Consider the following 21,950-nt stretch of genomic DNA (forward strand, 5'->3'; position numbering starts at 1 on the left):
CCCACTGCTATGGACGTCACTGCAATTTTCGACATCGGCAAAACCAATAAAAAATTCTTCCTTTTTGATGCGCAGTTCCGGGAAGTGCACCGGGCCTATACCCGCTTTGAGGAAACCAAAGATGACGATGGGGACGCCTGCGACGACCTTCAGCAGCTCACGGCCTGGATGAAAGCGACTTTCGCGGAGGCGCTTGCCGACCAACGCTTCAATATCCGTTGGCTCAATTTTTCCACTTACGGGGCTTCTTTGGTACACATCGACCGGAACGGGCAGCCGGTCACCCCTTTGTACAATTACCTCAAACGACTGCCGGAAGACCTCATGGAGCGTTTTATGGAACAATACGGCCCTTCCGAAAACTGGCAGGCACAAACCGCTTCGCCCCTGATGGGGATGCTCAACTCCGGGCTACAGCTCTACTGGCTGAAGCACCACAAGCCTGAGCAGTTTGCCAAAGTGCACCGGTCACTACATTTCCCGCAGTTCTGTGCCTACCTCTTCACAGGTAAAGTACAAACGGAGTACACAAGCATCGGTTGCCATACCGGGCTTTGGCATTACAAAGAGGGAGATTACCACCCCTGGGTGTACGCCGAAGACCTGGACAGGAAAATGCCCGCTCTTTGTCCAACCACTACCGCTACGCCCGTACACTTTGGCGAGCAGGAGGTGATGGTCGGTGTAGGCATACACGATAGTTCGGCAGCACTTTTGCCTTACATTTTAGCCAATAAGGAGCCCTTTCTGCTGCTGTCGACGGGTACATGGAGCATAGCGCTCAACCCCTTTAGTGCAGCGCCCCTTACCAAAACAGACCTCGCCAACGACTGCCTGAACTTTCTCCGGGTGGATGGCATGCCGGTACGGGCAGCGCGCCTGTTCCTGGGCAATGAGTACAAAATCTGGGCCCGTAAGCTGGCGGAGTATTACGGCAAGCCCTACGAAACGCACCGGAATGTGGCATTTGACACAGGAATTCACCAACAGCTGCAAAGCATTACTGAGCCGGTTTTTCAATGGGAAAGCATCAGGCGGCCCGGAGAGACAGCCCAAGGTGCAGCGGAAACACGCCTCTCCCGCTTCGGCTCCTACGAGGCCGCCTATCATCAGCTGATGCGGGAGCTGGCGCAAGCCCAATGCCAAAGCCTGAAGCGGGCACAGGGCCAATCGGATATCCGAAAGTTGTATATTGACGGAGGGTTTGTGGATAATGCTATTTTCCTGAGGTATCTCGCAGAAGCGCTGCCGGGGTATTCCATAACAACAACCGAGTCGCCTTTGGGCTCTGCCCTGGGCGCCGCCATGGCCATACACAACCGGGTAGTAGATCCGGAATTTATCCTTGACCATTTTTCGCCACAGCTACAAAAGCCGATAACGACGTGAAGATCGCTTTATTCATACCCTGCTACATCGATCAGTTCTACCCTCAGGTGGGCATAGCCACCCTTGAGCTGCTGGAAAGCCTGGGCTGTACCGTACATTTCCCGGAAGGGCAGACCTGCTGCGGGCAACCGATGGCGAATACCGGTTGCGAACAAGATGCCATTCCCACTTACGAACACTATGTAGAGACCTTCAGCGGGTACGACTACGTGGTAACGCCCTCGGGCAGCTGCGCCTATCATGTGCGCAAGCATTACGACATCATTGAGCAAACTGACGCGGTTCAGCATTTGCGAAAGCGTACCCTGGACCTGTCGGAATTCCTGCTCGATGTGCTGAAAGTGGAGCAACTCAATGCCCGCTTCCCGGCCAAAGTAGGGCTGCACCAAAGTTGCCATGGGCTGCGGGGGCTACGGCTGGGGCCGGGCAGTGAAAGAAACCTCAATGCCCCTTCCGCTCTGCACACTTTGCTAAGCATGGTGGAAGGCGTGGAAATCGCCGAACTGGAACGTGCAGACGAGTGCTGTGGCTTTGGCGGCACCTTTGCCATCAATGAGCCCGACATCTCCGCTAAGATGGGCAAAGACCGCATTGCCGATCATGCCCGGGCAGGCGTGGAGGTGATCACCGCCGGCGATATGTCCTGCCTGATGCACCTCGAAGGCATCCTGAGGCGACAGGGCAGCCCCATACAAGTGAAGCACATTGCAGAAATTTTGAACACCAAAGCATGAAAGAACACGCGACCAAAGCCGCCGCCTTTATCAAAGACGAAGCCCGTACCGACTGGCACGATGAATCGCTGTGGTTTGTGCGTTCCAAGCGGGACAAAGCGGCCCACGACATACCGGAATGGGAACAACTGCGGGAGCTGGCTTCTCAAATCAAAGACCACACCCTGTCCCACCTGGATGAATACCTGGAGGCGTTTGAAGCCAAAGCAAAGGAAAATGGCGTGACGGTGCATTGGGCAGCCGATGCTGCGGAGCACAATCGAATCGTGCACTCCATTTTGCAGGAACATAACGCCCGCCGCATCGTCAAAAGTAAGTCCATGCTGACGGAAGAGTGCGGGCTGAATGAATATCTGGAGGAACAGGATATTGAGGTCATCGATACTGACCTGGGCGAGCGGATCATCCAACTGAAGGAAGAGCCTCCCAGCCATATTGTGATGCCCGCCATTCACCTGAAAAAGGAGGAAGTAGGCGAGCTTTTCCATCAGAAATTACAAACTAAAAAGGGCGCCACCGACCCTCAATACCTGACCGAAGCGGCCCGGCAACACCTGCGGCAATCTTTTCTGCAAGCCGATGCCGCCATCACAGGCGTCAACTTTGCGATTGCCGAAACTGGTGGCGTAGTAGTTTGTACCAATGAAGGCAACGCCGACATGGGCACTCACCTTGCCCCCCTGCAAATTCACTGTATGGGCATTGAGAAAATCCTGCCTAAAGCGGAGCACCTGGGGGTCTTCACGCGATTGCTGGCGCGCAGTGCCACGGGGCAGCCATCGACGATTTTCACCTCCCACCACCATAAGGCTAAAGAAGGTGGCGCTATGCATATCGTCATCGTGGACAATGGCCGTACCACGCAGTTGGGCCGCCCCGACTTCCGCAATTCCCTGAAGTGCATCCGCTGCGGGGCCTGCATGAATACCTGCCCCATCTACCGGCGCAGCGGCGGGCACAGCTACGACTCCACCGTGCCCGGGCCGATTGGTTCTATTCTCACGCCCGGTATAGACCTGAAGAAATACAGCGGGCTGCCGTTTGCCTCTACACTCTGCGGCTCCTGCTCCGATGTCTGCCCGGTCAAGATTGACATACACGAACAGCTGTACAAATGGCGACAAATCATAGCCGAAGAAGGCCACCTGCCAGCAGCTAAAAAGCAGAGCATGATCATGGCAGGCAAAGTCCTCTCCCGACCCGGCTGGTACAAAGCCGCCGGGAAGTCTGCCCGCTGGGTGACCCGGTGGCTGCCCCGCCCCCTGATTTACAACTCACTGAATACCTGGGGCAAGGCCCGGGAGCTGCCCAAAGCGCCTAAAGAAAGTTTTCAGGAGTGGTACCGCAAAAACCGATCTGCATCATGAGCAAAGCCCATATTCTCAAAGCGATACAGCACAATAAACCTGAGCCCCGGCCTTTACCGGATATCCCAGGATTTGAATCCTCGAGCATGGATATTGTGCAAGCTTTCGGTTCTACCTCTGCTCAGAATGGGACCCGCGTCGTCAATGCAGCTGATTTTGCTGATTTGGAAAGTGCCTTGCGAACCTTGTTTCCAGACAAGGGTAAGATTGCCTCTACCCTACCTGACCTGACAAGTGAAGTAAATCTGCAAAACAGTGCGCCTGATGCCCTTGTGGATGTGGATATTGCGGTCATTGGCGGTCAGGTCGGAGTGGCCGAGAACGGGGCAGTATGGGTCACTGAAGCTGACTGTGTGCACCGGGTACTACCTTTTATAGCCCAACACCTGGTATTGGTGCTGCCGGAAGACCGCATCGTCCGCAATATGCACGAGGCCTATGCTCAAATAAAAATTGACGATACGGGTTTTGGCGTCTTCATCGCCGGCCCTTCCAAAACTGCTGATATTGAACAATCGCTGGTGATCGGTGCACAGGGTGCCCGCAGCCTGACCATCATCCTAACCTGAGACTTATGCTAAAACGATTTACAGCCAGACTAAAGAGTGTTCAGGAGTACGAACGGGAGCCCATCCCCGCCTCTAGGTTAAAGTCCACACGGAGTTTCCTTGGCATGTACGCCGGTGAGCATACGGCAGGTACGGAGTTTGTAATCGGCCCTCTATTTGTGGCCCACGGGGCGAGTGCCGGCGACCTGATCTGGGGGCTTTTGCTGGGTAATTTGCTGGCCGTCCTTAGTTGGGCGTTCCTCTGCGCCCCCATCGCGGTCAAAGAACGCATTACCCTCTATTACAAACTGGAAAAAATCTGTGGCAAAGGCCTGACCACTGTCTACAACCTGGTCAATGCGCTGATGTTCTGCTTCCTGGCAGGTTCTATGATTGCAGTGGCTGCTACTGCCGTAGGCATTCCTTTTGACATCCCCATGCCGCAGCTCACCGATTGGATGCCAGGGAGTGTTTCCTGGGTACTCACGGTGGTCGCCGTAGGCATAGTTACCACTCTGGTCGCCACCCTCGGCTACGAACAGGTCAGCCGCTTCGCCAACATCGCTGCCCCGTGGATGATCCTGGTTTTTCTGGCCGCAGCACTGGCTGTCCTTCCTGAGCTGGGCGTCAACAGCGCTGCTGATTTCTGGCCCGTAGCGGAAAGCAAGATCTGGACTGGCGTGCCCCTGGAAGGACAATCCAAGTTTACGTTTTGGCATATTTTGTTCTTTGCCTGGTTTTGCAATATGGCTATGCATATTGGCATGGCGGATATGTCCATCTTCCGGTATGCGCGCAGCTGGAAAGCGGGTTTCACTTCGGCAGCGGGTATGTATGTGGGGCACTATATTGCCTGGCTTGCCTCCGGTATCCTCTATGCCGTTTTCCTGCAACAAAATCAGAACAGCCTGGAATTTGCGCCCGGGCCAGTAGCCTACTACGCGGTGGGCATCACCGGAGCCATTTGTGTAATTATCGCTGGCTGGACCACAGCCAACCCTACGATTTACCGGGCCGGACTGGCGGTGCAGGCCGTCATCCCCAAATCACAGACCTGGAAAGTGACGATTATCGTTGGGCTGGTCACCACCACCGCAGCTTGTTTCCCGGCTTTGGTGATGAAGCTGCTCGATTTTGTCGCGCTCTATGGGCTGATCCTGATGCCTATGGGCGCTATTATTTTCATCGACTACCACCTCTTCCCCCGCCTGAAGCTGACGAGCGAGCGGGCTCTGGCCACTGGTAAGCCCATCAATTGGGCGGCTGCCGGCACCTGGGGGATTACCCTCACGGCCTGCCTGGGCATCAATCAGTATTTTGGTGTGGAAATCTTTTTCCTGGGGCTGCCGGGCTGGTTTATCGCGGTCCTGCTGTACATTGGCCTAAGCTACCTTATCAAGCCTGTACCCCAACTAAAACCCAAGCTGTCATGAAGCATATTTTGATCCCCATTGTCGCTATTGCCGGGCTGGGGCTGACCCTCGTCCCCGCCCTGCTCGTATTTTCCAATCAGATGGAAGCCAGCCTGCAGAAGCAACTGATGGCACTTGGTATGGTGCTTTGGTTTGTGGCAGGGCCGTTGTGGATGCGGACGCGGCGGGGTTAATCCTCCAACAGCCCGGCCTCTGAAGAAGGGTGGCCGCCAGGATAGCACGCCGGAGTCGCGGAGCATAGCACGGTAATCCCAGACATTACCGCGGTCTTTTCCCATATCATTATTCTTTTTTGACCTACTCCGCTCTAATCACGGAAAAAGGTGACCACCATAGGCGTAGACCCGCCAAAGCCATCCGCTACATAAAACGTAAGCTGCATCTCCGAAGAGCGGATGTAGTTGATGGCGCCCGGGCTCCCGCCCCATACGCTGGAGTAGAGGTAGATGTTTTGCCCGTCGATGGCATAGGTTTGCTGCTCTGTGCCCGTTGGGCTGTAGACCGATACCTGCCCGTTATTGTAGAAAGTGTAGATATACTGGGAGAAGTCCGTATTGTACTGCCCGGCAAGGTCAGACAGCGACTGCCCATTCATGACGATATCCTCCACGGCCCAGTCCCCAAGGATAAGGTCCTGGAAAGTAGGCGCAGCTTTAGTGGTATTGGTTTTCGGGGCTGAAGCAGTACTACCGGGACCCGGATCGGCTGTATTTTGTGGCTGGGTTTCCACAGGGGTCGTATAGGATTGGTCCGTATACGCCTCTTCCTCCGGCAGCAGATTGCCAATAATCGCCAGGATGATAAATACCAAGGCGAAGCCCCCGAGCCATTTCAGCAGTGTGCCCCCGTAGCTCTGCTTTTGCTTTCGGGGCGGAGTAGTCACCGTACCGCCCCGGTTGGGGGCAGCAGCGTAGGCCGCTTCCGGCTGCTTTTTCGGAGCAGCAGGGTTGAGCCGTTGCCGGCAAACCCGGATCAGGTCCTCCAGTTTGGGGTCGTCTCCATGCTGTGCCGCCTCGTTGAAGTATTGCAGGGCCAGGCGGTAGTTGCTGCGGTTCATCGCGGCTTTACCGTTATGGAGGCTGCGGACGAAAGCCATCCCATTGGTACAAAGATTGATCTGTTCCTCTATGTAATGGTAATCCGGTGCAAAACCAGCCATAAAGAACTGCAGGCTTTCGCGGTATTTTTCGCGGGCGGCTTCCATTTCTTCCTTTTGGAAGCGGTTTTCTGCTTCGTTGACCAGGGCCTGGTACTGCTCCCGAATGCCCTCACGCTCGGCGTCTCTATTCGCCAGCTGCTCCAGTACTTTCCGCCGATCTTCCTGCCGGGCCTCCAGGGCATCCAACTGCCGCTGAGCAGCTTCCAGATATTTGCCGTGCCCGGCGTACTGCCTGAGGTAATTGCGGTAAGCCAGCTCATTGTCTTTCTGCTGGGCATTTTCCCAAATGGCGTCTTCGCGTAAAAGCAGCAGTTGCTGGCTAGCCCGGTTGGCAAACTTCCCGCCCGGGTAATCATTGAGGTAGCTTTCGAAAGCCTGCACGGTGCCCTCGTTTTCCACCCGCGACCACAGGTCTTCTTCACTGACCTTGAGGTGGAAAATAAACTCTCCACCCCGGTCGCTCGAATTTTGCAAGCGCCCGTCTACCGGAGCCTGTTGAGAAAGCTTCGGGATGTGTTCCTTAACATACTGTACCAAAGTCGTGGTATTGAGGGAAGGGTTGGTGTTGTCCCGGAGCCGGCTGATGAGCAGGTCTGCGAAGGGGCTGTGCTTGCCCGGCGCACCATCCGATACCACCTCCAGACGGCCCGAGCAAATCACCCGCCGCGAAGGGAAGTGCTCATCAACGGAAGCATTGCGCGTACTGCTGAGCAGCGCACCGGAAAAACAGGAATCCACAATCATTAGGATGTGCTGCCCGTCGAGGGCATTGATCCGTTTGAGGATATTGGCGTTGGAAATGTAGGTCTCTTCCGCTCCCTTTCGGGCATCCTGTGGCACCCAGTACCCTTCATCGAAGTCTTGATCGAAGTAGCCATGGCCGGAATAATAGATGATCAGGCTGTCGTGAGGGCCCATTCCCCGTTTCAAATCGCGGAGCGCCCGGTAAATGCCGCCCTCCGAAGCCGCCTCGTTAAACAGTTCCACCACATCTGCGGCTTCAAACTGATACTGCTGGCAAAGCACACGGGCAAACGTTTGGGCATCGCGCACGGCATTATGCAGCACCGGCCAGTGCTCGTAGTGATCAATCCCAACTACTAGCAAATGATTTTTGCCCTGAGTAGGGTCAAAAGCGGGAATAGCGGATTCCAGGTCTAGCCCTCTGTTAGCCATGGTCTTTGGGTTTTAGAGTGTGTTGGGGCTTTTGTCTTCTATTCGAAAACTAGCAATTTTTTGGTTAGACGGGGCACGAAAACCGGAGTGCCTTAGTCCCGCTTTTGAATTCAGGAAGCGGGAAGGATTGCCGGGACGAAGTATAAGCAAGAAAGTGTCCCGGTGCAGACCGATTACGAAAGCCCCAACACGCTCTTGGTCTTAAGCTCTGAAAGATAAGGTTTTCGAGGGAAAGTTAGCCAAATACCACCGCCTTACTTTTGCTGTAGCGGCTATTTCCGTAGTGCCGACTCCCGTAGCCGCTGCAGGAAGGGCGATGCAAAGATGAAGTCCTGCAGGATCTCGTTGTCGCTTTCCAGGACTTCGCCCCGGTGGCCCCGCCAGGCAATTTCGCCATCGTACAAGAGGATAATATTCTCACCGATCTCCATCACAGAGTTCATATCGTGAGTATTGATGACCGTGGTGATGTTCTTTTCTTTGGTGATATCCAGGATCAGTTCATCAATCACGATAGAGGTCTTGGGGTCCAGCCCGGAGTTGGGCTCATCACAGAACAGGTAGCGGGGGTTGAGCACGATCGCCCGGGCAATACCGACCCGCTTTTGCATACCACCACTGACTTCAGAAGGGAAGCTGTCGTTGACCCCCGGCAGGTTGACCCGCTCCAGGCAGGAATCCACCTGTTTGCGCTTTTCCTTGTACGTCATGTTGGTGAACATATCGAGGGGGAAACGGATGTTTTCCTCTACCGTCATCGAGTCAAAGAGCGCAGAAGCCTGAAACAACATACCCACCTGCATCCGAATGGTACGTATTTCTTTTTTATTCAGTTTGAAGAAGTTGGTATCTCCGTACCAGACCTCACCGGAGGTAGGCTTCAGCAGGCCAACCAGCAGTTTGAGCAGTACCGTCTTACCCGCACCGCTACGCCCGATGATCAGGTTAGTCTTGCCCTGGTAAAACTCCGTGGAAATGCCTTTGAGCACTTCCTTTTCGTCAAAGGATTTGAAGATATCTTTCGTTCGGATCATAAGCCTTGCTTAACTCGTCAGGATGACAGCCAGGAGATAGTCGGCCACCAAAATTAATATATCACTGAACACCACGGCATTGGTACTGGCCTGCCCCAACTCGATGCTACCCCCGCGCACGTGATACCCCTGATAACAGGACACCGTGGTAAGGATGAAAGCAAAGACTACTGCTTTGATAAACATCATGGTCACGTTGAACGGGTCGAAGAAAGACCGCAGCCCTTTGATGTAATCTGCATCTGCCATTACGCCCGTAGGGACCGAAGCCAGATACCCACCAATAATGCTGATGAAAGCGCCGACCGCCACCAGCATAGGGATCACCACTAAAGCGGCGATCACCTTTGGCAGGATCAGGTATGCTGCCGTATTGACGCCCATGATTTCCATAGCGTCGATGTGCTCTTTTTGCCGCATGCCCCCGATTTCCGAAGCGATATTCGATCCTACCTTGCCCGCCAGTACCAGGCAGGTGAAAGTCGGTGCCAGTTCAATGATGGTCATATCCCGCACCACATAACCAATATAATAGACCGGTACCAGGGTGCCATCCAGCTGATAGGAAAACTGCACGGCCGTCACTGCCCCGATAAAGATAGCGATGAGCCCTACGATAAACAAGGAGCCGATGCCAATGTCATTCATCTGCCGCATCGTCTCCCTGTAATACATGGAGACTTTCTCGGGCCGCGAGATTGCTGTGCCCAGCATCATCACATAGCGGCCAAAATGGTAGAGTATATTTTTTAAAAACATGAGCCTTGTTATAAGTTGTGCGCAACTTCACCGCGCAAATGTAGAAGCTTTATCCCAAAAATTAGCAGCATCCTGGCTTTAATTGGGCAAACGGCGCTTTTTGATTGCCCACTCAAACAATCCAATCCTCCCAACCGTTGACCCAATTATGGATAAACAACCTACGCTTGTGCTGACCGGCGCCACCAAGGGCATCGGACGGGCGATTGCCGGGCGATTCGCTCCGGTTTGTGCCCATATAGCGCTCGTGGCGCGCACCGCTACTGACCTTAAAGAAACGCAGCAGGCACTAAAGGCTATCGCTCCAGGCTGTACCTTTGAGGTGTTCCCCTGCAACCTGTCTGACCCGGAAGCCGTACAGGGCCTTTGCGCGGCACTGCAGGCCCAATACCCAAGCGTGGATATCCTGATCAACAACGCCGGCGCTTTCCTACCCGGCACAATATTGGAGGAAGCAGCCGGTGCACTGGAAACCATGATGGCCGTCAATCTGTTCGCACCCTACCACCTCAGCCGGGCGCTTTGGCCCAATATGCCGGTGGGCAGCCATATGTTCAATATCGCTTCCGTGGCCAGCCGGGAAGGCTACATCGGGAAGGGCTCTTACGGGATTACCAAAGCCGCCCTATTGTCCTTGCACCACAGTCTGAGGCACGAGCTTACCACTAAAGGCATACGGGTGACCGCTGTACTACCCGGCCCGACCTGGTCTGACTCCTGGGCGGGTGCAGATTTGCCGGAAAGCCGCCTCCTGCAAGCTGCAGAAGTAGCAGAGGCTCTGTGGAACGCCTGGCAAATGCCTCCGAATGCCGTCATTGAAGAAATCACCATCCGCCCCCAACTGGGCGATTTGTAAAATACTGACAATATGAAAAACATCATCATCACCGGTGCCAGCCGGGGCATCGGGCGCGACACCGCCCTGCAACTCGCCAAAGATGGCCACCGCGTCCTCGCCCTGTCCCGCAACGAAGCCGCCCTAAAGGCACTCCAACAGGAAGCCGGAGATAACCTCCACTACCTCGCCTACGACATCACCTCCCCGGATGCCCGCCCCCTGCTCGAAATCGTAGAGCCCTGGGGCACCGTAGACGCGCTGATCAACAACGCCGGCTACCTGCTCAACAAGCCCTTCCACGAGACCACCGGCACCGACTGGGAAAACGTCATGGGCGTCAACTTCCACGGGGCCGTCCACCTGCTGCAAATGCTGCGCCCCTTCCTGCAGGCCGCCGAAAAAGCCCACGTGCTGAATATCGGCAGCATGGGCGGCTATCAGGGTAGCTCTAAATTCCCGGGCCTGCTGGCCTACAGCGTCAGCAAAGCCGCCATCGCCACCCTCACGGAGTGCCTGGCCGAAGAGTGGAAAGACTCCGGCGTATGCGTCAACTGCCTGGCGCTCGGCGCCGTACAGACGGAAATGTTGGCCGCTGCTTTCCCTGGCATGCAGGCGCCGGTAAGCAGCTCGCAGATGGGTGGCTTCCTGAGCTACTTTGCCCTACAGGGGCACCACTTTTTTAATGGGAAGGTGTTGCCGGTGTCGGTGTCTACGCCGTGATATACGCCGGGGGCTCTCTCTGTCCGCCATAGTCCTGACGGAGGCGGTCCTTTCCCCCGGGGTACTTTCCCTGAGCATGACAAGGAAGCCATCGACCATCTCCCCTACCGTCTCCAAATACGCTCCCCACCGTGCCCGCGCGTACAACTCTTCCCATTGCTTTAGGGCACTTATCTTATGGGGTATCGCAGTGAGGAATGCGCAGCGCTAAGGCGAGTAGTGAAATGGTCGGGCATCAAAAAAAAAGTGGGCTGTAACCTCGCGACAGCAAGACAGCCCTCAGAAAACTCCCAACACAATTCATGATTTTACAGGAAAAAGCGCTGCAGTGAATTACTGCAGCTCTGAAAAGGTTCCCATAAAAATTAGCTTTAAATAATCGGTCTGTGGCTGAATACAATGTAAGCCAGGCTGCTAGAGGTAATGGAATCATGGGTCGAAAACGGGTACAACACAAGTGAATGTTGTAGCATTACGGGGATATCAGTTGTTCAACTCCGGGAATACCCGCTGTTTATAGTCTTACAACTTTAGGTTTGTGAAAACCTAAAGTTGTAAGACTACCTCTATCCCTAATGTTGTACAACCAGCCGCTGCCCGCCGGACTCATGCCCAACCTGCAACCAGTACAAGCCATTAGGCAGCCCATCAATGCTCAGTTGGTGCTGCGCTGCGCCGGCTGGCAGTGCCCACAACCGCGCCTGACGCCCCATACCGTCGATCAGGCGGGCTTGCACCTGGGCTTCCAATGGAGCGCCCAGCGATAAGTTGATGCTGCGTGAAGCCGGGTTGGGCCAAAGCTCCATGCTGTTGCCAGAAGCCCAGGCCAGCTCATAAACCGGCCCGCCAAACTCCGTAGTGTTGGAGGCCCCACTGGTATTCACCGGCCCAATAATGGCGGTGGCGGCCCCATTCGGGACATTCGTAAAGGCGCCAAAGCCTACCTCTACGCACTCCTCAAGGTGGTCCTCCATCTGTGTTATTAGCTGCCAGCTATTACCACTAATGTGGCGGTAGTAGGCTTGTATTAGCCCGTTTTTTCGCCGCATGCCCAGTATCACGGGGGTGCCCACTGCCTGAAATGGCGTAAATGACTTGTCGCCACCGGCCTGCAAACGGTTCTCCCAGCGCAATACCGGGGACAAATTGGTAAAGAGACCGGCCATAGGCGAGCCGGGGGCACTGCTGTTGCGCATGAAGATGCCGGCGTAGGTGCCTTGTCCAACGGACTGCACTTCCGCACGGATGCTTGATTCTCCGCAGAGCTCTTGCACCACGGTAGCTAGTTCGTCAGCCCCGCCGGAAGCGGGGTTGTAAGCCGTAGTTTCAATCCTGAAGTGCCCTTCATCCGGATTGTCCGTGGCGCAGGGGTCGTAAGCATAGGTACTGCTGCCCGGCACCATACTAATATCGGCTGTGCCCCAGGGCGGCGGGATGCTCTCGTCGATAAAAACTTCCACCTGAGCCGTGCAGCTGCTGCTGTTGCCGTGGATGTCCGAAGCGGTCAGTTCCACACTTTGTACGCCCAGGTTACTGCAATCAAAAGCCGTTTGGCTGATCATCAGCGTACCGTAATCCAGCCCACAGTTGTCGCTGCTGTTGGCAAAGTCGAGCACCTCATCGGCCAGCAGCTCACCGGTGCCGTCGTAGCTCAGGGGTACGAATACGTCCAGGCAGGAGAGCTGTGGCGCTTCTTCATCTTCTACGATAAAGGTGTAGGTAAAATCTTCTGCATTGCCATAATCGTCGGTGGCAATAACCTCCAGCTCGCACTCGCCCTGTGGCACAGTGAGGTAAAGGGCGTACTGCCCGGTGGCAGCGTCGAGGAGCACTAGTTCCAATTGCCCCACAGGCTGCCCGCTCATGTTTTCCAGTGTGGCGGTGACCGTCACGCCCGAGCAGTCTTCGATGGAGAAGGCCCGCCAGATGGTAGAATAGTGGCAATCGCCGGGGTCAGTGGCTACTTCCAGCAAGCCTTTGTGGACGAGCGTGTCCCCATTACTGTCCAGCACCTTTAGGGGCGGCGGTGTACTGTCCGGAAAACAGGGGTCGAAAGGTGCCGGGTCGAGGATATTGCAAAGCCCGTCCTGATCGCTGTCGATGTCGTAGCACAACTGCGTAGATACCGTATCCTGCAAAGCTTCCGGGTAATCACAGTCTTCTGCCAGGAAAGTGTACGGGTGGGCGCCCCGGAAGGAGGTGTCCTGTGGCAGAATGCCCAGTTGCCCGGCTTCGTCCAGCTCAAAGAAAAAAGGCGAAAAATCAAGCACCAGCGGCTCATCCGGGCTGCCCAACTGCCCGCTGCCTCCAAAATCGAGCGTTACAGGCAAAGTGAACAAGGCTTTGTGGACCGCGCTGAAGTAGCGCACTTCCACTTCGCCTGCCGGCATCGCGTGGTGGACAGTGGCAAAGTAGTACGTCTGCCCGTTGATCAGCTCCGGAGCGGCCGTACCGCTCAACTGCCCATCGATGAAGAAGGCCAGACGGTCCGCTTCACTGCCCAAAGGCAGCCAGTGCGTATACTGTGCGCGGGCAGAGATGTTCATCGTGAACGACTGCTGCAAAAGCGGCATGCTCCAGCTGGCTGGCGGCTCCGTTTGGCTGCCTGCCGTGGCTAATACAGGTGTCAGGCTGTAATCCAGGCAGGGCCCGGCGTAGGCATCTTCAAAACCGGGCAGGTCCAGCAGCCCAAAGCCAAACTGTGGCTCCGCGCTCTGCACAGGGATCTCCTCCCACTGCGGGCCGGCGTAGGCTGCCTGAATGGTGGCACTAAGCTCCGCTGTGGCAAAGTAGGCATTGGTAGTCTGCTCGGTAGCGCGCACCGTGATCGTTGTTGGCCCAAACCAGTTCGGGTCTGTAGGGATAAGCGTAAGCTCCGCCCCGTCAAAAAATGCCAGGAGGTATGGGTTGAAATCTGCCGACCAGACGATGCCGTCGTTGTCCTGCCGCTCCAGGAAGGGCTGCAGGTTTAGGGGCGCGAAGGGCACGCCCTGAAGGGTCTGCTGCGCCGGTAAGGCCTGAAGGGCGATGGGCGCGTCCCCGTCCGTGAACACTTCAACTTCATAGGGCGCATCAAAGCTGCCGCTGACACCCTGATGGACGAAAGCGTAAGGCTCCTGCGCCGTATAAATGGCATCGGTGGCCGCGAGGTAAATCCGGACTTCCAGTTCCTCCCCGATAGCGGTATTGGAGAAGACGGTGGTCAGGTGGAAGACCTGATTGTTGATAGTTACCGGCGCGCTCACGCCACGCAGCTCGCCATCGGCAAAGAAAGCGATGAGGTCATTCGCATTGGCCGTCAGCGCCTCATTGACCACAAGGGCGGCGTTGATGCTTGCTGAATAGTCGTAGCCTCCGGGCTCTGGCGCCGCCCAGTCCGGTGGGCCTGCCGATGCCCTGAAAGCCATGGCGGTCAGCAGCATGATAAATATATATCGCATAGATTATGCTTTTGAGTCGTTGCCTGCGCAGGGCCCCGGCTTGCGGGGCCCTGCTCCGTGCAACAGGCTGATTAAGGTTGTAAGTTCAATTTCGCTGACTGTACCTGCCCGTTACCGTGCAGAGTGACAAAGTACAACCCGGCAGCGAGGCTATTGGGGCGCCATTCCAGCAGGTTGCTGCCGGCAGTCGCCTCTGTCTCAATGCGGGCGACTTCCCGTCCAGTGGCATCCATGACCACCACCATGATCTCAGCAGCTGCCGGTGCGTCAAAGCTCAGGTACACCCGGTCCGTTGCAGGATTGGGGTAGAGCTCGAAGCGGGGCGCAGCGCTGGCAAGGCTTTCGGTGCCCGTCACGCTTTGCAGCGTCAGCGGCTCCGGCAGGTTGACCGTACCAAGGATGTCGTTGGCGATGAAAACAAAGGACTCTTCGATGGTTTTGACTTCCCCGTCTGCACCGTCGTAGTATTTGAACTCCACGTCACCGCCTTCAGCATTGCCATAAACCGTCAGGAAGAGCAGGTAGGCATCTATCGCTTCTACGTAGATGGGCTGCGCGCTGCCGCGCACTTCACCGTTGATGAAGGCCCCCACTTCGTCCTCTTCGTGCAGCAGGTTGCCCATTTCAGCATCCGTGACTACGGCGATCAGGTTCATGCTGTGCTCATACTGATGCGGATCTACCTCCCACTGTGAAGCACTGCGGGTTTCGACACCGTTCTGCTTACGGAAGGCTTCCACATTAGGCCCGTTGAAGCTCTCCGGGTACATCAATGTGCCCGGCGCGCCCAGGTTGAGGAGGTAGCCATTGGGCGAGCTCATAAAATTGAGGTTACCCACCCAGCCAACGCCGGCAACGTACTGCGCAAAACCAGCCTGGCTTTTGATGATATCGCCGTTGAGCGGGCTGAGCGATGCCAGGGCCTGATTGACCGGCATGCCCGCCTGTGGCAGGTAGCCGATCCAGTTCCAGCCCGCGGACAAGCTCATGGGCGTAGCAGGGTCTATCGGATTGCCTAAGATCACCAGGCTATCGAAAGCGGTGCCGTTGTACTGGTACATCGTCAGGTGGGACAGCTCGGTGAGGGAGCCGGCCCAGACGCTGCCGCCGTTGAAGTACTGGCTGAAGCTCGTCTGACCCTTGATGGTCGCATCCTCCGGGCGGGTCAGGCTTGCCAGTGCAGCATTAATGCCCGGGTCCGGCAGCTCCAGGTTGTAGGATATCCAGTTCCAGCCCGGGAAGATCGGGATTTTACGCAGCAGCAGGTTATTGGTATGGATAACCTGAGGCGCAATAGGAGACCCGATCAGGTCATCGGCTACGAAGTCGAAGCTTTCGTCCGTGCTGCCGTAGAGCGTACACTCGCGGGCATCCCAAATCTGGAAGGTGACCGTCTCGCCTACCAGGTTGTTGCTGTAGATGGTCAGGAACGCCAGGTATTTCTGGATTTCCGGCACGTACTCTACGGCTGCTACTCCGCGCAGTTCACTACCAACAAAGGCACCGATGAGGTCGAGGTTGTCGGTAGACATGGTGCCCTCAATGTCGAGCTCTGCGGTCATCGTCATAGAGTAGGCGAAGCCGGCAGGATTGACTTCCCAGCCGGGCCCTTCACAGGCTACCCGGAGGTCAACATCAATCGTCTTGTTACCGTCCGTTCCCACTACATTGATTTGAGTGGTGTATTCATTTTGCGGCAGGTTGTCCGCAAAGACAAAAGTAACCTCTTCCTGCTCACCCGGATCGAGGGTGCCATCTGTGGGGGCTACCGTCACCCAAGAGGGGATGCTACCATAGGCAACCGAGCCGTCCGGGTTGTTAATGCGTGGCCCCGTGATGGAGAAATTCATAGGGGTACCACTTTGGTTGACGATATCCCGGGTAACGACTAAGCTATTGCCTTCGTTTACGACTTCGTCGATGTCTGAGCCGGCAGTCCAGCGTAGCGGGTTCAGGTCAACCAGGAATTCCCACGCTCTGAAGTTGACGGTTGGGCTACCGGGAGCGCCAATAGGTACTTCCATCGGATTACCGGCAAGGTCTTCAATATCTGTGGCTATTGCCCGGAGCGTTTTGCCATTGATAAACTTCGTCTGTATTTCAGGCGTAATGATGATCTTATCGCCCACACATTGGCTGCTGAAGGGTACGAGTGCTCCTGTTTCTGTATCAATCAAAGCAATGTTATTCAGGTTGATGTTGGTCCCGATTCCGTCGGCATCAAAGACTTTATTGCAATTGATTGCCTCATTGAAGGTGATGGAGATCTCATCGCCCCGGCCCAGGATACCATCGGCGGGCTGCGGTGCACCGAACAGTTCGGGTGCCTCCGTCTCCTTGACCACCCTGATGACTTCTGAAATACCAGGTGAGAGGTCACCACCGATCGTGCCTGCACAATCGGCAATAGCCCTTAGTTCGTACGCTCCATCTTTCAGCTCCATCATGTCCCACTGCACGATCTTGAAAACGGGATCGTTGGCGAAGCTGTCCGCGGGCAACTCCAGGATGTTGATCCAGGAGCCATCGCCCGGAATAGGGCGATACTGCAAACGGACTATGTCTAAATCCGCGTCCTCGTTGTCATACTCACTGAGGGTGACAAAGAGGTTTTCGTTACCCGGCGTCACCACATGATTCTGCAGCGGGAAGGCAATGTCGATCGGCGTACAAGGCTCTATGAAAAACACATCGAGCTCCAGGGGCTGATAGAAACGACTGTAGACCTCCTTTTCGCCATTCTGCAGTGCGACAGGCTGGTACTCATCGTAAATCAGGAAGCCGCCATCTCCGGCGTCGAAACCTACAGATTCTGAGTGCTCAATTTGGCAGGTAGAGGCAAAATACAGCCCCAGGTCTTCGAATGTGAATTGCCCGGTATTAGGGTACTCCACCGTAACCGTTTTGTTGAAGGATTGATTGCCAATGAACTGGAACTCTACAGGGTTGATCAGAGGCTCACCGTCCAGCTTAATCAATGCCCCATCAGGGTTACCGCCTTCGTCAACTCCAAGCTCATAAATCAGCCCGTCCACACCATTGGGACCAATGCTGCCCAGCGTGACCTGAAAGACGGCCGGGGTATTGTCCGGTACATTAATGGCTACATTTTCAGCGACTTGAACGGACACCTCCTCCCGGTTGCGGGTACCGGGTATCCAGGGGCACATAGATTCTCCGCCTACCAGTTTGAACATGGGGGCGGTAGCAAAAGGAGCTTTGCTAAGGCTTGATACCTGGTAATTGGTATTGGTAATGGAATTATCAAACTCGTACAGGGAAGAAATCTGGTCTTCCAGGGCATCGACCTCATCTTCCAAGTCTTCCAGGTCATCAAACCCTATATTGGGTTGTGGGCCAGTGGCAATATCTATAGAATAGAAGTCGTTCAGGTCATCGTCTGCAAGTGTGAAGGAAGTTTCAACAGTATTGCTACTAGATATCCCTTCTGTAGTTTCGTTGGTGTGGTTATAGCTTGCCTGTATTGTCCAGTCTACACCAAAGCCACTATATTCCCATCCATGCTCATTCTGAATACCCCCACCGCCACCAATTGTGGTAGTCCACGTATTGGTGCCCGTCATCGTACTTGAGGTCGTCTCGGTATATGTGGTAGCCGCATCAAACGTGATGTTCCTCGAATATTCCGCAGCTCTCTGACGAGCGCGTTTATTAGCGACTTCGGTTACCCACTTGTCCCTTGAAATTTGTGCCTGTTCTCGTTGCACCTCGGAAACAGTAGGGTTGGCAATAATTTCCTCCAACTGAGGGATGACTTCCGTTATGATTTGCCATTCGGAAAACACGAAGTCCGTTGCAAACCCAATGGGTGCAATCGTCAAAACCTGATCGAAGGTGAAATTGCAATTATCGAAATCATAATCCAAAATATCTCTGGCACCAATTTCAAAGTTAGTAGCCGCCCCAAAGTAAACATCAGCGTAAGTACCCCAAATATCATCACCGTCTGAAGTACTGATTTCCTTAGTGGTTGTGAAACAAAACTCTGCTTCATTGGAGTTGGATTGACTCGCCTCAAAGGAACCAGAAATTGTAGTTGTGTTTGAGGCTTCGAAGGTAGTAATGATTCCTCCTCCTAGCCCTTTGAATAACTCTAGCTTTTTCCCTTTCTTAAGTGCAATATCCGTACTTGCATTTTCAGAATTGACGTTCACATCTTCCCAGGTCACACAAGTCTCGGTGCCTTGAGCCAGAGTAGCAAAGGAGCCATCTCCCGGAGGATCGTACACAATCCCAAAGACCTCTGAAGGCCCGGAAGTCGATATTGTACCGGGTAATTGGCGCTCACCCAGAACGATGACCCCATAAGTCTCCGTAGCCTGTAGCCCTTCTACCTCAGCAGTTACCTGCATGTTTTTGGTGTGAGGCGGTAGCATATTGGGGTTATTGGCAAACCATTCGTAAACGTAGGTGCTGGAATCACTGAAGATTTGCTCCTGATCGCTTTCCTGAATACCGTTGTTGATAGACAGTGCAAAGGTGTCGAGGTAGCATACCCCACCATCGTAGGTTTGAAAGACCCGAATATCATTGGAGTATAATTTTGGATTGGAGAACTCTTGTGAGTCTTTAATCAGAGGCAGGTCACACTCGTTGCCCAAAAGCCCACTCCTGATTTCCGCAATCTCCACATTGGGCGGACTGATGTACATAAAGTCAACTGTGTCTTTCAGAATGTTACGCAGGTCGACTTCTGTACCACCCTGCACCTGAAAGTAATCGTAAATCACGCTATTGGAGTGCTCCGTCACGGATACTGCCACCGGAATAGGCGGGATATTGTCGAACTTGAATTTACCGTCGAGCGTCTGTAGCTGTAATTCTTCCTCGTAGCAGCCATTCAGTGCAGAGAGCTTGACCTTTACGATGGCCGCCGGGTCTCCATTGTCATCCGGGGGGATGACAGAGCGCCGGCAAAGCCCGCCGTAGACCTGCCCTTCAATTTCCCGCTTGGTCAGGTTTTGGAAGAGTACATTAGCGACTGGCGAGTTCAGCTTGCGGGCTTCGAAGAAACCCGGGAAGTAATCATGGGCAGTAGAGTCTGCTCCAAATTTGGGCGTCAGCTTCACATTAGCACCCGGCTCAAAATCCGCCACAAAACGCCCTTCCTCATTGGTGAAAATAGGCGGGACATAAGAAGCCCCATTCACCAGAATCTCCACACTGTCCTGATAGCAGAAGGTGTTCTCAAAACGGACGACCCCGGAAATGGGCACCGTAGACTCATCTGTGAAGTCCACATTATTGACCGCGGTATTCGTGTTGTTGATGTTCACCACGCGTACATTGGGGCTGAATTCATGCGGGCGTTCGTCCTGTACCCTGGCGATGGTGGAAAAGACGGCACTTTGAATAGCTCCTTCCCCGGTCATCAAGGCACCAAAGTCGAATAGTTCTTCGCCTTCGCCTTCATTGAGCGGGAAGTAAACTTCCAGTCCGTCGTAGCCGGTATCTGTGCCTCCATCGCCAAAACGGGAGGCAATTAATTCCCGGTCGGTATCTGGCAGGATGACGTCATAAAACGCGACCTCATCAATCAGGCCGGTATAAAAATATTGAGGCATGGTAGCACCTTTAGCACCCAGTACCCAGGGCTCGCCCGTCCAGTCGCCAGTGAGGCTACCGTAGCTTAGGGTAACCACATCGGCATTCTCCTGATAGAAACGGACTTCGTTGTTGCCAGCGTCCATAATAAACGTCAGGTGCTGATAGCCGGTATCGGAAGGCATACCCAATATTTGCGTTTCCCCGTTGACCGTAAGCTGATACTGCCCGTTGTCGATGAAAAACTCAAAATCGCCGCTGCCCTTGGAAAGCAGCGTTTGGCGGGATTGTATGTCAAAGGGCTGTACCGTGAGCGTCACCGTAGCAGAGTCTGCCAGGTCGTAATCGGTCAGCGTGGCATAAGCTTCATAAGCCGCATTAAACTCTAATGCATAATTGTCATAAAAAATCTTGCCCGGCCGGGCGGTGAAGGACTGCACCGTGCTGTAGTTCACCCCTTCGATAGCGTAGAAGCCGTCGATATCCGTAATACCTGCGTTGAGGAGGTCGGGGGTATCACTGCTAAAAGTTGCTGAGTTGATGGCTGCGTCAATACCGTTGTTGGAGAGATCAAAAGCTTTGCGGCCGCGGCCTTCGTCAAACTTCCAGTAAGCGACAATACCTTCTGTATTTTTGGAAACCGTGATGTCCTTCGTCAGGATAAGCTCTGACTGCGGCAGCAGGCGGTTGTACAGGCGCACATCGTCGATATTACCATTGAAAAAGCCGGTTTGATCGCGGCGGGAACCAATAGCGTAGGTGGCATCGTCGGATGTGATATCTACGTTTACCGTGGAGATGAACTTCCCGTCTACGTAAAGAATGAGGGTGCCGCCACCGTAGACCGCTGCCAAATGATGCCAGCCGTCGGGCTCGTCTTCAAAGGCATACGTGATTTCTTCCGCTCCGGTGCCATTGCCTACACCGACCACAATACCCTTGCCCATTCCCGCAGGCGTGGTCAGGATCCAATAGTTGCGGTTGAGGTCCGAACCGAGGTCGAAAATACCGGCCCGGTCGTTGCCATCGCCCAGCTTCACCCAGGCCGATGCGGTAAACATCTCGTACGGGATAGCCGGGTGGTGGGACACACAGAGGTTGGCGCCCTGCCCGTCAAAGGCCATGGAGCGCCCAACCGTGGGCGTCAGGGTAACCACAGCACCCACGACCGGGTTGCCGTTTTGGGTAGTCACTTTGCCCAGCACCACGCCATTGGGGTTGACAAAGCCGATGTCTCTACCCGCGCTGCCCGAGCCAAATTGGTTCTTGGGCACAATCGAATATTCATAAAACTCCCCCGCCTGTACGTTGAAGTCGATGAATTGAAAAATACCCGGGTCCACATCAGACAGAAAAGCACCATCGCGCACGATGGTGAAGCCCTCGGAAGCCTGTGGGCTGAGGGCATCCATTTCCCACATCAGTTCTACACGGTCAGGAAAGTCGCCCTGTGTAGCCATGACCACAGGTGGCTGTGGCGGGCTGACAAAGGAGGCCCAAAAGCCGAAATCAGCCGTGTTCTCTTGTGAAAGCGTACTGCCGATGAGGGGCTGCCCGATTGTCACATTAGCCCGGTTGAGGTTGCTGAAGGCGTCTGCCGTACTACCGTAGTAGAATTGGACCGTAGCCTGTGCTACCGGCAGGCCTTCGGTTGGATTACAGTTGGTGGTGTCGAGCTGTGCATAAAGGGCCGGGCTCCCTAGCAGCAGCATGCACACCATTATATAAAGGTGTTTCATTGTTTTATTTTTTGGCTCCGCTTTTCATACGGAGAGATAAAAAAGGCCG

Annotated in this window: 13 protein-coding genes; 8 read left to right on the forward strand and 5 right to left on the reverse strand. The window is 54.7% G+C overall.

The window, feature by feature from the left end; translation table 11 throughout:
- Positions 1-9: 9 nt before the first annotated feature.
- The 6 genes from RIC19_RS24920 to RIC19_RS24945 are packed head-to-tail and all read left to right on the forward strand — an operon-like array spanning position 10 to position 5,644.
- Positions 10-1,389, forward strand: coding sequence for an FGGY-family carbohydrate kinase (locus tag RIC19_RS24920; RefSeq protein ID WP_350181108.1), 1,380 nt, complete (start codon positions 10-12; stop codon positions 1,387-1,389).
- Complete coding sequence (locus RIC19_RS24925) at positions 1,386-2,123, forward strand: (Fe-S)-binding protein (RefSeq protein WP_350181109.1); 738 nt, start codon at positions 1,386-1,388, stop codon at positions 2,121-2,123. The genes RIC19_RS24920 and RIC19_RS24925 overlap by 4 nt, the downstream gene beginning before the upstream one ends.
- Positions 2,120-3,490, forward strand: coding sequence for a lactate utilization protein B (locus RIC19_RS24930; protein WP_350181110.1), 1,371 nt, complete (start codon positions 2,120-2,122; stop codon positions 3,488-3,490). Before RIC19_RS24925 ends, RIC19_RS24930 begins: the two co-directional genes overlap by 4 nt.
- Complete coding sequence (locus RIC19_RS24935) at positions 3,487-4,059, forward strand: LutC/YkgG family protein (protein ID WP_350181111.1); 573 nt, start codon at positions 3,487-3,489, stop codon at positions 4,057-4,059. Before RIC19_RS24930 ends, RIC19_RS24935 begins: the two co-directional genes overlap by 4 nt.
- 5 nt (positions 4,060-4,064) lie before the next feature.
- Positions 4,065-5,471 carry a purine-cytosine permease family protein gene (locus RIC19_RS24940; RefSeq protein WP_350181112.1) on the forward strand — a complete coding sequence of 469 codons (1,407 nt, stop codon included), beginning with the start codon at positions 4,065-4,067 and terminating at the stop codon, positions 5,469-5,471.
- Positions 5,468-5,644: a hypothetical protein gene (locus RIC19_RS24945; RefSeq protein WP_350181113.1), complete on the forward strand. Its 177-nt coding sequence runs from the start codon at positions 5,468-5,470 to the stop codon at positions 5,642-5,644. Before RIC19_RS24940 ends, RIC19_RS24945 begins: the two co-directional genes overlap by 4 nt.
- A 134-nt stretch (positions 5,645-5,778) precedes the next feature.
- Here the strand turns inward: RIC19_RS24945 and RIC19_RS24950 are convergent, their stop codons facing one another.
- The 3 genes from RIC19_RS24950 to RIC19_RS24960 all read right to left on the reverse strand — a co-directional run bounded on the left by RIC19_RS24950 (position 5,779) and on the right by RIC19_RS24960 (position 9,599).
- A complete protein-coding gene (locus RIC19_RS24950; protein ID WP_350181114.1) occupies positions 5,779-7,806 on the reverse strand; it encodes a caspase family protein in 2,028 nt (675 codons plus the stop codon).
- A 272-nt stretch (positions 7,807-8,078) separates the two neighbouring features.
- A complete protein-coding gene (locus RIC19_RS24955; protein WP_350181115.1) occupies positions 8,079-8,840 on the reverse strand; it encodes an ABC transporter ATP-binding protein in 762 nt (253 codons plus the stop codon).
- 9 nt (positions 8,841-8,849) lie between these two features.
- On the reverse strand, positions 8,850-9,599 hold the full coding sequence (locus RIC19_RS24960; RefSeq protein ID WP_350181116.1) for an MlaE family ABC transporter permease: 750 nt from the start codon (positions 9,597-9,599) through the stop codon (positions 8,850-8,852).
- A 148-nt stretch (positions 9,600-9,747) separates the two neighbouring features.
- Between RIC19_RS24960 and RIC19_RS24965 the strand changes: the two genes are divergently transcribed.
- Entirely contained in the window at positions 9,748-10,455 is a 708-nt protein-coding gene (locus RIC19_RS24965) for an SDR family oxidoreductase (RefSeq protein ID WP_350181117.1), read from the forward strand.
- Positions 10,456-10,467: 12 nt separating this feature from the next.
- A complete protein-coding gene (locus RIC19_RS24970; RefSeq protein ID WP_350181118.1) occupies positions 10,468-11,157 on the forward strand; it encodes an SDR family NAD(P)-dependent oxidoreductase in 690 nt (229 codons plus the stop codon).
- Between the two features lie 572 nt (positions 11,158-11,729).
- Here the strand turns inward: RIC19_RS24970 and RIC19_RS24975 are convergent.
- Positions 11,730-14,597, reverse strand: a complete 2,868-nt coding sequence (locus tag RIC19_RS24975) for a T9SS type A sorting domain-containing protein (RefSeq protein WP_350181119.1) — start codon at positions 14,595-14,597, stop codon at positions 11,730-11,732.
- Positions 14,598-14,668: 71 nt separating this feature from the next.
- Positions 14,669-21,901, reverse strand: coding sequence for a LamG-like jellyroll fold domain-containing protein (locus tag RIC19_RS24980; RefSeq protein ID WP_350181120.1), 7,233 nt, complete (start codon positions 21,899-21,901; stop codon positions 14,669-14,671).
- Positions 21,902-21,950 lie beyond the last annotated feature (49 nt).

This window comes from Phaeodactylibacter sp., from assembly GCF_040219495.1.
Taxonomy (GTDB): domain Bacteria; phylum Bacteroidota; class Bacteroidia; order Chitinophagales; family Saprospiraceae; genus Phaeodactylibacter.